This is a genomic window from Tenacibaculum sp. 1B UA, assembly GCF_033978845.1.
GTDB lineage: Bacteria > Bacteroidota > Bacteroidia > Flavobacteriales > Flavobacteriaceae > Polaribacter.
In genome coordinates this window covers 63,190-77,642 of sequence record NZ_JAKVUA010000004.1, presented here as the reverse complement: position 1 = coordinate 77,642, position 14,453 = coordinate 63,190, and the positions used below count along the sequence as shown (strand labels likewise).

Here is a 14,453-nt window from a genome sequence, read left to right as displayed (position 1 = left end):
TCGATAATTAACCATTCCAAATTATTATCAATTTAAAATTATTAAAATGAAAAGAATACTATTGTTAGTGTTGTTTGTAACAACTATTGCCCAATCTCAAGAAAAAGTATTTGAAAAAGAAGTCAAGAAAATTTCAAAGAGTATTGATAGTATTACTAAGCAGCAAAAAGACTCTTTAAAGGTTAAAATAAAAGAGATTAATGCAAAATTAGAAAAGAATACAATATCTTTTAATGAAGCAACAGCATTAAAAAAAGAAGCAGCGGTTTATCACGCAGCTCAAATAGAGAAAAAAGCTAGTTTTCAAGAACAAAAACTACAACAACTTGTCCAAGACAAAATTGATGGTAAAATATTTAGTAATGAAGAAAGTTTAACCGAAAGTACTTTTAATATAGCAGGAGCTAAGTTTAAATTAGATTTTTCTAAGGATGACATAGAAAAAGAAAAGAAAAGAAGAAAAAAAAGGACCGCAACACAGTTTGTTTTTGCTTTAGGTGTAAATAATATAGTAACAAATAATAGGTTAAGTTCTTTAGACGATTCAGACTATAAGTTTTGGCAATCGCACTTTTATGAGTTAGGTTTTACTTGGAAAACACGTTTATCGAAAGAACCATCAAAAACATATTTTAAATATGGTTTATCTTTTCTGTGGAATAATTTAAGAGCTGAAAATAATCAATATCATGTTGTAAATGGAGAAGAAACGAGTTTGAATGTTCATCCAGAGCAACTTTCTGAAAGTAGGTTACGTCATGTACAAATGTCATTTCCTATGCATTTAGAATTTGATTTTTCAAAAAACAAAAAGTATTCTGATGGAGAAGTTGTCGATAGAACAGATAAAGGATTACGTGTGGGAGTAGGAGGTTTCTTTGGTTTTAAATTAGGAACTCGCCAATATTTAGAATACAAAAATGCGCAAGGAGTTACTGTTGAAGAAGTTCAGAAGAATAATTTTAATATGAATAAATATAACTACGGATTAAGTGCTTATGTTGCTTACCAAGGAATTGGGTTATATGCTAAATATGATTTAAATCCATTATTTAAAGATACTGATACAAGAAATATTTCATTAGGAGTTCGATTTGATATTAATTAGTAAAATTAAGGCAAACCTCGGGGAATTATATGCCTTTGGAGGTGACAATAAAAAAGGAGAAGTTTAAACTTCTCCTTTTTTATTTTCTTCCCATTCTTTACGTAAATGCATTGAAAGCTTTCCAGTACCGTCGTGTTTCCAACCAGGAGGTTTAAAAAAATACAGTAATCTTTTTCTTAGTGTAGTTTTACTGGTAAAAACATCGTTAAACATATTGTACCATTCAATAAAAGCCACTTTAATAGGGTTGTAAGTATTGATGTTTTTAACTAAACCATATACCGGTTTTTCAACTTCAGGTTCAAAAGTTCCAAAAAGTTTATCCCAAATAATAAAGATTCCTGCATGATTTCTGTCTAAATATTGAGGGTTGGTAGCATGATGTACTCTATGGTGACTTGGTGTATTAAAAACAGCTTCAAACCATTTAGGTAGTTTATCAATGAGCTCGGTATGAATCCAGTATTGATATAATAAACTAATACTCATTTGAGTAACTATCATTAATGGATGAAATCCTATAATTGCTAGTGGCGCCCAAAATATAAATGTATAAAAACTACCTGACCAAGTTTGGCGTAACGCCGTACTTAAATTATATTTTGTTGAAGAATGATGCACCACATGGCTCGCCCAAAATAGTCTACTCTCATGTGCAATCCTATGATTCCAGTAGTACGCAAAATCTTCAGCAAATAATAAAATCAACCAAGCCCACCAAGTAAAAGAGATAGTGAACAATCGGTATTGATATAAAAAGAAAAACACTCCAAAAATTAATCCTTTTGTAAGTAATCCTATAAAAACATTACCTAATCCCATAATAATAGAAGTAGTTGCATCTTTAAACTCATAATCTTCTAATTTTACTTTAACCGTTAATATAATTTCTATAATAACAGTCAAAATAAAAAAGGGAATAGCGTAATGAACCAAATTAGGGATTTCAGGGATTTGCATAAAAAAGGGTGTTTAGTTACAAACGTACACAAAATCATTAAATTATTTAAGTAATAGAGTTTGTTTATGGATTAAAAAGCAGTATATTTGCAGGCTTAAAAATAAATTTTAAATAATTTAATTATGAATCATTACGAAACTGTTTTCATTTTGAATCCCGTTTTATCTGAAACTCAGATAAAGGAAGCAGTAAAGAAGTTTGAGGACTATTTACTTTCTAAAGGTGCAGAAATGATTTCTAAAGAAGATTGGGGCTTAAAAAAATTAGCGTATCCAATCGAGAAGAAAAAAAGTGGATTTTACCACTTATTTGAGTACAAAGTAGCAGGTGATGCAATTGCTCCGTTTGAATTAGAGTTTAGACGTGACGATAGCGTTATGCGTTATTTAACTGTAAAGTTAGATAAGCATGCTGCAGCTTGGGCTGAAAAGAGAAGAAACCGTGTTAAATCTGCAAAAAAGTAAGAAATGGCATCTATAGAACAACAAGCAAAAGGAAACAAGCAAGGAGAAGTACGTTACTTAACTCCGCTTGATATCGAAACTAAAAAGGAAGCTAAATACTGTCGTTTCAAGAAAAACGGTATTAAATACATCGATTACAAAGATGCAGACTTCTTAATGTATTTAGTAAACGAACAAGGTAAAATTTTACCAAGACGTTTAACAGGAACATCATTAAAATATCAACGTAAAGTGGCTCAAGCTATTAAGAGAGCCCGTCACTTAGCTTTAATGCCTTACGTTGGAGATATGTTAAAATAATAAAGAAGTAGAAACATGGAATTGATATTAAAACAAGACGTAGAAAACTTAGGTTTTAAAGACGATGTTGTAACTGTTAAGAATGGTTATGGACGTAACTACCTAATACCTCATGGATATGCAATTTTAGCTACTTCTTCAGCTAAAAAAGTATTAGCAGAAAACTTAAAGCAACGTGCTTATAAAGAAGCTAAATTAATAGAAGACGCTAACAAAATAGCTGAAACTGTTAAAGGTTATGAAATCAAAATAGCTTCTAAAGTAGGTTCTGGAGATAAATTATTTGGTTCAGTAAACAACATTGATGTTGCTGCAGCATTAGCTAAAGCAGGTACTGAAGTAGATAAGAAATTTATCAAAGTTACTGGAGGTAACGTAAAAAGATTAGGAAAATACAATGCTGCTGTACGTTTACACAGAGCTGTTGTAGCTGACATCGTATTTGAAGTGGTTGCTGAATAGTAACTAAATTGTTAAATACATGTTAATAAAGAATAAATCCGCTCGGTCGAGCGGATTTTTTTTATGCTTAAATTTGAGATGTAACATAAACAAAATCAGAACTATTATGAAAAAAATACTAATTTTTTCTTTTGTTTTTTTGAGTTTATCCATCTATTCCCAGGTAACCACATCAAAAATAAAAGGAGTTGTAACAGACAATCAAGGTGAACCTTTGTTTGGTGCTAACATTGTCGTTTTGCATGAGCCAACAGGTACTATATCAGGAGCTGTAGCTCAAGATAATGGTAGATATACCATACCTAATTTAAGAGTAGGAGGGCCATATAAAGTAACGTTTAGTTATATAGGGTTTGAATCGCAAGAAGTAACCAACATTTATTTAACTTTAGGTAAAACAACCAATATTGACGGTATTTTATCTGAGGATGGAGAGGAATTAGAAGAAGTTGTTATTTCTTCTTCAAGAAGTAAAGTTTTTAATAATGATAGAACAGGAGCACAAACTAGTGTAAGTGCTGTTCAGTTAAAAACCTTACCAACTATATCACGTTCTGCTGCAGATTTTACGCGTTTAGAACCAACTGCGAGTGGAAATTCATTTGGAGGAAGAAATGATCAGTTCAATAACTTTTCATTAGACGGATCTATTTTTAATAACCCTTTTGGTTTAGATTCACCAACACCAGGAGGACAAACAGGATCACAACCAATATCGTTAGATGCAATTGAACAAATTTCAGTTTCTACAGCGCCGTATGATGTAACTTTATCAGGGTTTACAGGTGCTTCTGTAAATGCTGTAACCAAAAGTGGTACTAACGAATTTACAGGTACAGTTTATGGGTTTTACAGAAATCAAGATATGACTGGAGGTAAAATTAAAGGGCAGAAAGTCGTAAAACCTAAGTTAAGCCAAAGTCAATATGGAATTAGTTTAGGAGGGTCTTTAATTAAAGATAAGTTATTTTTCTTTGCAAATTTTGAAAAAGATGATAGAGAAGATTTAGGTACAGCTGGTTGGTTGCCAAACACAGGTAGTGGTACTATTAATGAATCTAGAGTATTAGAATCTGATATGATAGCTGTCCGTGATGCGTTAGCCGATTTAGGATATGATACAGGAGCTTATAAAGGATTTACCTATGGTTCGGAATCAACTAAAGGAATTTTTAAGTTAGATTGGAATATTAACGATAAAAATAGATTAGCGTTAATTTATAACTTTTTAAGAGCTTCAAAAGAAACTCCAGCTCACCCAACAGCTTTAGGTAATAGAGGACCTAGTTTTTCTACCTTACAATTTGAAAATTCTGGGTACGAAATTAATAATAATCTAAACTCTTTTCAGCTAGAGCTAAACTCTAACTTATCAGAAACAACAACCAACAAGTTACAAATAGGGTATACGTATTTTGATGATTTTAGAAACCCTTTATCTGCACCTGCACCTGTAATTTCTATTGAAGATGGTAGCGGTAGTAATTATATTATAGCCGGTCATGAGCCTTTTTCTATTCACAATACACTAGATCAACGAGTTTTTCAATTGACTAATAATATGAATTTTTTCAAAGGAGATCATACATATACAGTTGGTTTTTCATTTGAACAATTTGAATTTGAAAACTCATTTAATCTAGGGGCTTATGATAATTTCGGAACCTTTCCGTATAGAGGAACATTTAATATTCCAGGTTTTGGAGGACCATATCCTAATATGGCTAACTTTTTAAATGATGCAGCTGATCCCAATGGTATTTTAGCGACTAATTTAGCTTATGCAAAAAGCAGATATGATGCTCAAAATGCAGCAGGAGTAGGAGTAGACGGCGGTTGGAAATTATCTGAATTAAATGTAGGTCAGTTAGCTTTTTATGTACAAGATGAATGGGAAGTGAACGATAAGTTTAAGTTAACGTATGGTGTTCGTTTTGATAAACCTTTGTATTTCAATACTTCTAGTTTGATTCAGAAATTTATAGATACTGATAATGGCGCAACAAGAGATAATTCAGTATTGTACTACAACCCTAATACAGGTGAAGAACAACAATTACTTTCAACCAAAATGCCTACAAATCAATGGTTAATTTCACCAAGAGTAGGTTTTAATTGGGATGTAAAAGAAGATAATACGATGCAGCTTCGTGGAGGTTCAGGTGTATTCACAGGACGTTTACCTTTTGTGTGGATTGGAAATCAGGTAAGTGGAGCAGATGATGGTTTTTTCCAATTGGTTGATCCAGATTTTAAATTTCCTCAAGTATGGAGAACAAACTTAGGTTTAGATTGGAAATTTGAAAATGGAATTATAGCAACTACAGATATTTCATATACAAAAGACATTAATGGTGCTCATGTACAAAACTGGGGATTAAGAGAACCTAGTGCTACTTTAAATACGCCATTTGATACTAGAGAAATATATGACGGAAGTGATAAAGGAAATAATGCTTACGTATTTACAAACTCTGATAAAGGTCGTGTTTGGAATGCTTCTTTAAAGCTTCAAAAAACTTTTGATAACGGGTTGTATACAAGTGTAGCCTATAATTACTTAAATGCACAGGATGTAAACTCAATTGAAGCAGAAATCACCGGAGATGCTTTTGCATTTAATCCTGTTGTAGGAAATGCAAATAACGACATCTTATCATATTCTAAATATGGTGATACGCATAGAGTTATTGGTATACTTTCTAAAAAGTTTACTTATGGAGGAGATAAGTTTGCAACAACTATCTCAACTTTCTTTGAGTATGCACAAGGAGGAAGGTTTAATTATACTTATGGAGGAGATATTAATAATGATGGTTCAGCTGTAAATGATTTATTATATGTTCCGACTAGTTCAGAAGTAAATCAAATGCAATTTAGTGACCCTGCCCAAGCAGCAGCTTTTGAAAGTTACATACAGCAAGATGATTATTTAAAAGGAATTAGAGGGCAGTATGTTGAACGTTACGGAGCTTTAGCGCCATGGAGAGGCAAATGGGATTTAAAAATATTACAAGACTTTAATTTTAATGTTTCTGATGAAAAACAAAATACAATCCAATTAAGTCTTGATATATTAAATGTAGGAAATTTACTAAATTCTGATTGGGGAGTGGTTCAGCAACCTAATAATTTACAGCCTTTAGGTGTTAGTTTAGACGCAGGTAACACTCCTACATATTCATTTACTCCAAACTCTATAAAAACATTTGGCTTTGACTCTAGTTTATTGTCTCGTTGGCAAATGCAAATAGGATTACGTTACATATTTTAATAAATAAGAACAAAAGGCTTATAAAGCCACTCATTTTTTGAGTGGTTTTTTTGCTTTTTGCCTGAATATTTTGTGATAAAGGGTGCTTTTCCTGTGAAATTGTTGAAATAAATAAGTGATATTTGTAGACGTAAATAAAGATAGGGGACTTTAATTACAACGTTTTAAAATATAGTCTTTGAGGGGTTGATTATATTTTAAAAAAACTCTGGCCTTACTAAGGTCAGAGTTTTTAAATGTAGGATTATAAGGTAATACTTTCTTGATTTTTAAGAATATCGTCCAAAGTTTCTCTTTTTCTAATCAAATAATCTTTTCCTTTGTAAATCATAACTTCAGCAGGTCTAAACCTTGAATTATAATTTGAAGCCATAGAAAAGCAATAAGCACCCGCATTATGAAAACATAATATATCGTCTTCAGCTATTTCATTGATTCTTCTATTAGAACCAAAGGTATCATTTTCACAAATATATCCAACTATACTGTAAAAGCGTTCTCTTCCTTTTGGGTTAGATAGGTTTTCAATGTAATGATAAGAGTTGTAAAACATTGGACGTATTAAGTGATTTAAACCGCTATCAATACCAGCAAAAACAGTTGAAGTTGTTTGCTTAATAACATTTACTTTTGCTAAAAAACATCCAGCTTCACTTACCAAAAATTTTCCAGGCTCAAACATTAAAGTAACTTCTTTTCCGTAATTTTTACAGAACTCATTAAACCTCGTAGATAGTTTTTTACCTAATTCATTTATATCGGTTGAAATATCGTCTTTTTTATAAGGAACTTTAAAACCACTACCAAAATCAATAAAATCAATGTCTTTAAACTGTCGTGCAGTATCAAATAAAATTTCTGTGGCCCTTATAAAAGTATCAATATCTAAAATATCAGAACCTGTATGCATATGTATTCCATTAATATGCATTCCTGTATTTTCAACAACTCTTTTTATATGAGGTACTTGATGAATTGAAATTCCAAACTTAGAATCGATATGACCTACAGATATTTTACTATTTCCACCAGCCATTACATGCGGGTTAATACGAATACAAACTGGGATTTTAGGGTGTTTTTGCCCGAATAATTCTAAAATAGACAGATTATCAATATTAATTTGAACACCTAATTTAGCAACTTCTTCTATTTCTTGTAGAGAAACTCCATTAGGTGTATATATAATTTCATGAGGCTCAAACCCTGCTAATAAACCAAGTTTAACCTCTTGAATAGAAACTGTATCTAAACCGCTGTTAAGCTTGTTGAAAACCTTTAGAATATTGATATTTGATAAAGCTTTAACAGCATAATTAATCTTTACGTTTTTTACTTTAGAAAAAGCAGATGTTATCTTTTTATACTGAGAAATAATTTTTTCAGTGTCGTAAACATACAAAGGTGACTGATATTTATCGGCTAACTTTAAAAGGTCTTGTCTATTCATTTACTTTAATATTTATGGGCAAAAGTATATAGGTAACTGATTACAAAAAATAAAATGAAAGAAATTCACAAATTTGTGTTTTTTTGTGAAATTAGGGAGTTTTGCGTCTAAGCAAAAGGGAATTTTCCTATGATATAATCTTTTCAAAAGAATCATATTTGCTATGAAATAAAATTAAGGGGATTTATTTCAAACAAAATGATATTTTTTAAGGGGTAAAATATCATAAAAAAAACTCTAGCGGAAGCTAGAGTTTTTGATTTTATAAAAGCTAGTGTAAGATTACTTAAATTTTACCGCAACTTTTTGTGCAATTCCAACAATTACTTCACTAGCCTTTACTATACTTTCAGCAGGAACATACTCGTAACGTCCATGAAAGTTATGTCCGCCAGCAAAAATATTAGGGCATGGTAAGCCTTTATACGATAATTGAGAACCGTCAGTACCACCACGAATGGGTTTAATTAACGGAGTAATTCCCATATCTTTCATTACCTCTTCAGCAATATCAACAATGTGCATTACAGGAGTTACCTTTTCTTTCATGTTAAAATATTGATCTTTAATTTCAACACTAATTAACTTTTGTCCACGTTTAGCATTTAAAACTTCAGCTAAATCTAATATCGCTTTTTTACGGTTGTTAAACTGGTCCATATCATGATCTCTAATAATATAGCTCAACGTAGTTTGCTCAACTTTACCTTCCATGTGGTGTAGGTGGAAGAAACCTTCATAACCAGTTGTTCTTTCAGGAACTTCATCTTCAGGCAATGCATTGATAAACTCACTAGCAATAAGCATAGAATTAATCATTTTGCCTTTTGCATATCCTGGGTGTACAATTTTACCTTGAATAGTAACTGTAGCACCAGCTGCATTAAAGTTTTCATATTCTAGTTCTCCAATTTGACTTCCATCCATGGTGTAAGCCCATTCTGCACCAAACTTTTCAACATCAAACATATGTGCACCTTTACCAACTTCTTCATCAGGAGTAAAGCAAATACGGATTTTGCCATGCTTAATTTCTGGGTGTTGGATTAAGTACTCCATTGCAGAAACAATTTCAGTAACACCTGCTTTATCATCAGCACCTAATAAGGTAGTACCGTCAGTAGTGATTATAGTTTGTCCTTTATATTGTAGTAAATCATCAAAATAATCAGGAGATAAAACGATGTTTTCTTCTTTGTTTAATAAGATATCTTTTCCGTCGTAATTCTCATGAATTTGAGGTTTTACATTAGCTCCAGTAAAATCTGGACTTGTATCAATATGAGCAACAAAACCAATAGTTGGTACTTCGTAATTTAAGTTACTAGGTAACGTTGCCATTAAATAACAATTCTCGTCTAATTCAACATCTTCCATTCCTATTTCCTTTAGTTCTTTTTCAAGAACCTTAGCTAAATTCCATTGCTTTTCAGTACTTGGAAATGCAGGGTTGTTAGGATCACTTTCAGTATCAATAGTTACATATTTTACAAATCGGTCGATTATATGTTGTTTGTTCATCGTAGTGTTTTTAAAGCATCAAAAATAGCCAATTCAAATGTATTTTGTCAATTGAAATACAATGAAATTTTCAGGAATCTTTCTTTTTATAATATGCTATTAATAAATCAACAACATAACTGTATGATTGAATTCCTTTTGATTGATTATTGGCTTTAAGGTAAGAGTTGTACCCTTTTTTTAAATACGGCTCAATAGGGTTTTTAAACTGCTTCCAATGCAAATAAGTCGCTTTATAGTCCTTATATACACCTTTATTTACTGTTTTGGCAATTTCTTTACCTAATTCTTTATCTCTCTTATAAACTTGACCAATACAATAATTATAAGCCATACGATATCCAGAATACTTAAAATACAAGTCTTTATTAGCTATTGAAGCTAAAAAACTTACAAAATTAGCATCGTTTTCAGCAGCCCAACCAATTTGATGCGCCATTTCATGACAAGTAGTTGCGGGATAACCAGTTTTAGGAATCATATTATTTACTTGAGCTTCTCCCGTTATTGGGTTTAAATATCCAGATGTTCCATTGTATGACTGAAATAAACTTACCAATGAACTTTTAATTGAGGAAGTTTGATAAGCTAATTGAGGATAAGTTTTTGATAGTTCTTGAAAACCGTTAGGAGCTAAACTGTAAATTTCTCTTTGAGAATAAGGAACAATTATAGCTACTGAATCATTTTTTGTTATTTGTAAATGAACTTTGTTTAATTCTGTTACAATCTTCTTAGTAGTTGAAATTAATTCTTCAGTTGTATAGGTAGATTGTTTTAGTTTAAGATTTTTAGCTAAAGGCTCCCTAAAATAATTTAATCCCCAAAAAGCATAAAAACAAAAATAAATAATAGACAGAATTGCGATAAATTTTACTAACTTAGGAAGGAAGTTTTGAAACCTTTTTTTAATTAAAAAATAGATAGATTTTAATAAAAGGTATAGTAAATAAAAACCAATTACATCCCCAATGGAAAAAGGAATCCAACCTAGAATGGTTCTGAAAAACTGTGAAATATATGGGTAAATTCCATTGCTATAATAAAACTCAATCCATTGTGATTTTTGACTTAAAAAAAGTACTAAAATCACCTGAATAGGTAAAAATAAAGCGACAAAAAAATATTTTTTTAGGTTATGCATGCCCTCAAAAATAAGAAAGTTGTAACGTTATCAACAAGTTAATAACAGTTTATTTACAAAAAATGTGCATAAAGAAAATTGAGCATAGTCTCTATAAATATCATCTTAAAAATTTACTTTTGCTGTTATGGAAAAAACCCAATCTCTTAGAGGAACAAAAATAGATAAAGCTAGAATTATAAGCTTAGAAAAAGGGAAATTACCACCGCAGGCTTTAGAATTAGAAGAGGCTGTTTTAGGTGCTATGATGATTGACAAAAAAGGGATTGATGAAGTAATTGATATTTTACACCCTGACGCTTTTTATGATAAGAGACATCAAGAAATTTATGCGGCAATTTATGCGCTCTTTCAAAACTCAGAACCAATTGATTTACTTTCAGTATCAAATCAGTTAAAGAAAAATGGAAAATTAGATTTAGCAGGAGGAGATTTTTACTTAATCGGTTTAACTCAAAAAGTAGCCTCATCTGCACATATTGAATTTCACTCTAGAATTATTCTTGAAAAATTCATTCAGCGTAAGCTAATTACTATCTCTTCAGAAATTATTGAAAATGCGTATGATGAAACTGTAGATGTTTTTGATTTATTAGATGACGCCGAAGGAAAACTATTTGAAGTAACACAAGGAAACCTTAAAAAAGGAGCAGAAAGAGCTGATTCGTTAGTACAACAATCGATTAATAAAATCCAAGAGATTTCTACCAAGGAAGGAATGAGTGGTTTGGCCACTGGATTTACAAAACTAGATGCTTTAACATCAGGTTGGCAGCCTTCCGATTTAATTATCATTGCAGCTCGTCCTGGTATGGGTAAAACAGCCTTCGTAATATCGATGGCAAAGAACATGGCAATTGATTTTAATCATGCGGTAGCTGTATTTTCATTAGAGATGTCATCTGTACAGTTAATCACCCGTATGATTTCTTCTGAGACAGGATTGACATCAGAAAAATTACGTAAAGGAAATTTAGAGCCACACGAATGGGAGCAGTTAAACGTGAAAGTGAAAAAACTTTCTGATGCACCTATTTTTATTGATGATACTCCTGCATTATCTATTTTCGATTTACGTGCAAAAGCTCGTCGTTTAGTGTCACAACATGGAGTTAAAATATTAATTATTGATTACTTACAGTTAATGACAGCTGGGGGAGCAGGAGGTAACCGTGAACAAGAAATTTCGACGATTTCACGTAACTTAAAAGCACTAGGTAAAGAATTAAATGTACCTGTAATTGCACTTTCTCAGTTATCGCGTGCGGTTGAAACCCGTGGAGGAAGTAAACGTCCATTACTATCCGACCTTCGTGAATCTGGAGCGATTGAGCAGGATGCCGATATTGTATCGTTTATTTACCGTCCTGAATACTACGGAATGACTGAATGGGACGATGACGATCATTCACCATGTGAAGGACAAGGGGAGTTTATCGTAGCAAAACACCGTAACGGTGGTTTGGATAATATTCGTTTGAAGTTTACAGGACATTTGGCAAAATTCTCGGATTTAGAAGAAGGATTTAGTAGTGAATTCCAATCGAGTATGAACTCAGGATTTAACGATGAAGTAGCATCAAGTAATTTTGCTTCACCAGAAGATGCTTTTGGTCCAAGTGACGATGATGTTCCATTTTAATATTTAAATAAAACTTAAAATATTACAGAATACACAATTACTTCAAAGTAATTGTGTATTTTAGTTTTATAATGAAAGATGAGTTAGAAAAAATTAATGGAATTGGCTTAGCAGCAGAAAAAGCGTTAAACTTTATTGAGAAAATAATAGCTGCTCCTTTGATTGAAGGAACAGGAATACTTACTGATAAAGTAGAGTATTGGAGGTTTAAAAATAAAGTAGGCATAATTTTAAAAGCTAAAGAGTTTTTAAAATTAAAAGGCATTGAAACTCCAAAGAAAATTCCTGTAAAGGATTTATCAACACTACTAGAATATAGTTCATATGAAGAAGATAATTTAATGAAAAATAGTTGGGCTAATTTACTTTCAAACTCTTTAAACCCAGAAAATAGATTTGATAGTAATAATATATTTATTCAAATACTAAATCAAATTTCTTTAGATGAAATAAAATTATTATTATCAATTAACGAATTATCAGATTTAGACAAATCAGATAGACACTTATTAAAAGAAGAAATAGAAGCTTTTAATGAAGAAATTAAATTAGTTTTAATAGATAATCTACTAAGGTTAGGGTTATTAAAAGAGTTACATAATATGAGTTTTTCAAGTAGTATAGTATCAGGTCCTTTGGATGGTATTTTTTTAGGAGAGCTTTATTCATTAACTAACTTAGGAAAACCTTTTTAGGCAAAATAACTTCATAAATGAAACAATTTCTTTACATACTAACATTTTTCCTTTTTTCAAACTCGTTATGGGCTTCTTTTATTTATGTACCTATGAGCAATGAAAATCAAAAAAATCATTTAAAAGCATACGGCATTGTGTACTATGCCTTAGAAAATGGTTTAAAATCCAAATGGCTATTGAATTATGATGGAGGCGCTTTTTTAATTGAAAATAATGAAGCAGTAGAAAAAGAATGCAAAATACGTGGCGTGTCGTATCAAATTATTTCAGATGCCAAATCAGCATTAATTTTAGAAGAAATTTCTTCACCTTCAAAAAACCAAGAAGCAGTAACTTTAGAAAAAGCACCAAAAATAGCGGTATATTCTCCTAAAGATAAAATGCCGTGGGATGATGCGGTAACGATGGTATTAACGTATGCTGAAATATCTTTTGATGTAATATATGATGAAGAGGTGTTGAATGATAAATTGTTATTGTATGAGTGGCTGCATTTACATCATGAAGACTTTACAGGGCAGTATGGACGTTTTTATGGAGCTTTTAGAACAGCTCCTTGGTATATTCAACAAAAAAAAGATGCTGAAGCTTTAGCGAAAAGATTAGGGTATAGTAAAGTGTCTGAAGAAAAAGGAGCAGTAGCCAAAAAAATTAGAGATTATGTAGTTGGCGGAGGGTTTATGTTTGCGATGTGTTCTGCAACTGATAGCTTTGATATTGCACTAGCTGCTGATGGGGTAGATATTTGTGAAGGAATGTTTGATGGAGATGCTTCAGAGCCTAATTATCAATCGAAAATTAACTTTAATAAAACACTTGCGTTTAAAGATTTTGAATTGATTCGTAACCCTACTACCTATGAGTTTTCTTCAATAGATATGACTCGTAAGCGAAGAATAAGAAAAGAGGTAGACTATTTTGTATTGAAAGAGTTTTCGGCAAAATGGGATCAAGTTCCAACAATGCTTACCCAAAATCATACTATGTTAGTTAAAGGTTTTATGGGACAAACAACTTCTTTTGACCCTAATACAATAAAATCTACAGTCATTGTTTTAGGAGGCAATAAAACCAATGGAGAGGGGCGCTATATTCACGGAACTAAAGGGAAAGGAATGTTTACTTTTTATGGTGGTCATGATCCTGAAGATTATCAGCATAGAGTAGGAGACCCTAAAACAGAGTTAGACTTACACCCAACCTCTCCTGGATATCGTTTAATATTAAACAATGTATTATTTCCTGCAGCTAAAAAGAAAAAACAGAAAACATAATCCATATGTGTAATTATCTGTTTTTTAGTGTCTTATATTGTTTTTGGTTAAGCCTTGTACCTATTTAATACTACTTAACGTATTAATAAACAACGTTTAAGGTTTTTGTAAAGTGATTCGTTTGTTATTTATATAATTTAGTAAGAGTAAAACCA

At 31.5% G+C, this 14,453-nt stretch carries 12 protein-coding genes; 8 read left to right on the top strand and 4 right to left on the bottom strand.

The features are described from left to right. Positions 1-46: 46 nt before the first annotated feature. Positions 47-1,108, top strand: a complete 1,062-nt coding sequence (locus MK851_RS05445) for a hypothetical protein (protein ID WP_320242127.1) — start codon at positions 47-49, stop codon at positions 1,106-1,108. A gap of 63 nt (positions 1,109-1,171) precedes the next feature. Here the strand turns inward: MK851_RS05445 and MK851_RS05440 are convergent, their stop codons facing one another. Beyond that, entirely contained in the window at positions 1,172-2,068 is an 897-nt protein-coding gene (locus tag MK851_RS05440; RefSeq protein WP_320242126.1) for a sterol desaturase family protein, read from the bottom strand. Positions 2,069-2,191: 123 nt separating this feature from the next. Between MK851_RS05440 and rpsF the strand changes: the two genes are divergently transcribed. The 4 genes from rpsF to MK851_RS05420 all read left to right on the top strand — a co-directional run bounded on the left by rpsF (position 2,192) and on the right by MK851_RS05420 (position 6,569). Then, on the top strand, positions 2,192-2,533 hold the full coding sequence (rpsF, locus tag MK851_RS05435; RefSeq protein WP_099214475.1) for a 30S ribosomal protein S6: 342 nt from the start codon (positions 2,192-2,194) through the stop codon (positions 2,531-2,533). Between the two features lie 3 nt (positions 2,534-2,536). Further along, positions 2,537-2,833 carry a 30S ribosomal protein S18 gene (gene rpsR, locus MK851_RS05430; protein ID WP_028892048.1) on the top strand — a complete coding sequence of 99 codons (297 nt, stop codon included), beginning with the start codon at positions 2,537-2,539 and terminating at the stop codon, positions 2,831-2,833. 15 nt (positions 2,834-2,848) lie between these two features. Continuing rightward, a complete protein-coding gene (rplI, locus tag MK851_RS05425) occupies positions 2,849-3,295 on the top strand; it encodes a 50S ribosomal protein L9 (RefSeq protein WP_115901608.1) in 447 nt (148 codons plus the stop codon). Between the two features lie 106 nt (positions 3,296-3,401). Then, on the top strand, positions 3,402-6,569 hold the full coding sequence (locus MK851_RS05420; RefSeq protein ID WP_320242113.1) for a carboxypeptidase regulatory-like domain-containing protein: 3,168 nt from the start codon (positions 3,402-3,404) through the stop codon (positions 6,567-6,569). A 244-nt stretch (positions 6,570-6,813) separates the two neighbouring features. Here the strand turns inward: MK851_RS05420 and lysA are convergent, their stop codons facing one another. The 3 genes from lysA to MK851_RS05405 form a co-directional block, all read right to left on the bottom strand. Beyond that, the gene (gene lysA / locus MK851_RS05415) at positions 6,814-8,019 is read right to left on the bottom strand and encodes a diaminopimelate decarboxylase (RefSeq protein ID WP_320242111.1); all 1,206 of its coding nucleotides are present in this window, start codon (positions 8,017-8,019) and stop codon (positions 6,814-6,816) included. Positions 8,020-8,301: 282 nt separating this feature from the next. Beyond that, complete coding sequence (gene pepT / locus MK851_RS05410) at positions 8,302-9,540, bottom strand: peptidase T (RefSeq protein WP_303508133.1); 1,239 nt, start codon at positions 9,538-9,540, stop codon at positions 8,302-8,304. Between the two features lie 70 nt (positions 9,541-9,610). After that, positions 9,611-10,684, bottom strand: a complete 1,074-nt coding sequence (locus tag MK851_RS05405; RefSeq protein ID WP_320242109.1) for a DUF3810 domain-containing protein — start codon at positions 10,682-10,684, stop codon at positions 9,611-9,613. A 127-nt stretch (positions 10,685-10,811) separates the two neighbouring features. Here MK851_RS05405 and dnaB point away from each other — a divergent pair, with 127 nt between their 5' ends. The 3 genes from dnaB to MK851_RS05390 all read left to right on the top strand — a co-directional run bounded on the left by dnaB (position 10,812) and on the right by MK851_RS05390 (position 14,298). After that, the gene (gene dnaB / locus MK851_RS05400; protein WP_320242108.1) at positions 10,812-12,326 is read left to right on the top strand and encodes a replicative DNA helicase; all 1,515 of its coding nucleotides are present in this window, start codon (positions 10,812-10,814) and stop codon (positions 12,324-12,326) included. Positions 12,327-12,397: 71 nt separating this feature from the next. Further along, positions 12,398-13,021 (top strand): hypothetical protein, encoded by a 624-nt coding sequence (locus tag MK851_RS05395; protein ID WP_320242107.1) that lies wholly within the window; start codon positions 12,398-12,400, stop codon positions 13,019-13,021. Between the two features lie 17 nt (positions 13,022-13,038). After that, a complete protein-coding gene (locus tag MK851_RS05390; protein WP_320242106.1) occupies positions 13,039-14,298 on the top strand; it encodes an asparagine synthetase B in 1,260 nt (419 codons plus the stop codon). Positions 14,299-14,453 lie beyond the last annotated feature (155 nt).

What these genes read in the sequence shown, in the direction of transcription:
- rpsF (WP_099214475.1), top strand. Translation starts at nt 2,192, where the DNA reads ATGAATCATTACGAAACTGTTTTCATTTTGAATCCCGTTTTATCTGAA.
- MK851_RS05420 (WP_320242113.1), top strand. Translation starts at nt 3,402, where the DNA reads ATGAAAAAAATACTAATTTTTTCTTTTGTTTTTTTGAGTTTATCCATC.
- lysA (WP_320242111.1), bottom strand. Translation starts at nt 8,019, where the DNA reads ATGAATAGACAAGACCTTTTAAAGTTAGCCGATAAATATCAGTCACCT.
- MK851_RS05395 (WP_320242107.1), top strand. Translation starts at nt 12,398, where the DNA reads ATGAAAGATGAGTTAGAAAAAATTAATGGAATTGGCTTAGCAGCAGAA.
- pepT (WP_303508133.1), bottom strand. Translation starts at nt 9,540, where the DNA reads ATGAACAAACAACATATAATCGACCGATTTGTAAAATATGTAACTATT.
- MK851_RS05390 (WP_320242106.1), top strand. Translation starts at nt 13,039, where the DNA reads ATGAAACAATTTCTTTACATACTAACATTTTTCCTTTTTTCAAACTCG.
- rplI (WP_115901608.1), top strand. Translation starts at nt 2,849, where the DNA reads ATGGAATTGATATTAAAACAAGACGTAGAAAACTTAGGTTTTAAAGAC.
- rpsR (WP_028892048.1), top strand. Translation starts at nt 2,537, where the DNA reads ATGGCATCTATAGAACAACAAGCAAAAGGAAACAAGCAAGGAGAAGTA.
- dnaB (WP_320242108.1), top strand. Translation starts at nt 10,812, where the DNA reads ATGGAAAAAACCCAATCTCTTAGAGGAACAAAAATAGATAAAGCTAGA.
- MK851_RS05445 (WP_320242127.1), top strand. Translation starts at nt 47, where the DNA reads ATGAAAAGAATACTATTGTTAGTGTTGTTTGTAACAACTATTGCCCAA.
- MK851_RS05440 (WP_320242126.1), bottom strand. Translation starts at nt 2,068, where the DNA reads ATGCAAATCCCTGAAATCCCTAATTTGGTTCATTACGCTATTCCCTTT.
- MK851_RS05405 (WP_320242109.1), bottom strand. Translation starts at nt 10,684, where the DNA reads ATGCATAACCTAAAAAAATATTTTTTTGTCGCTTTATTTTTACCTATT.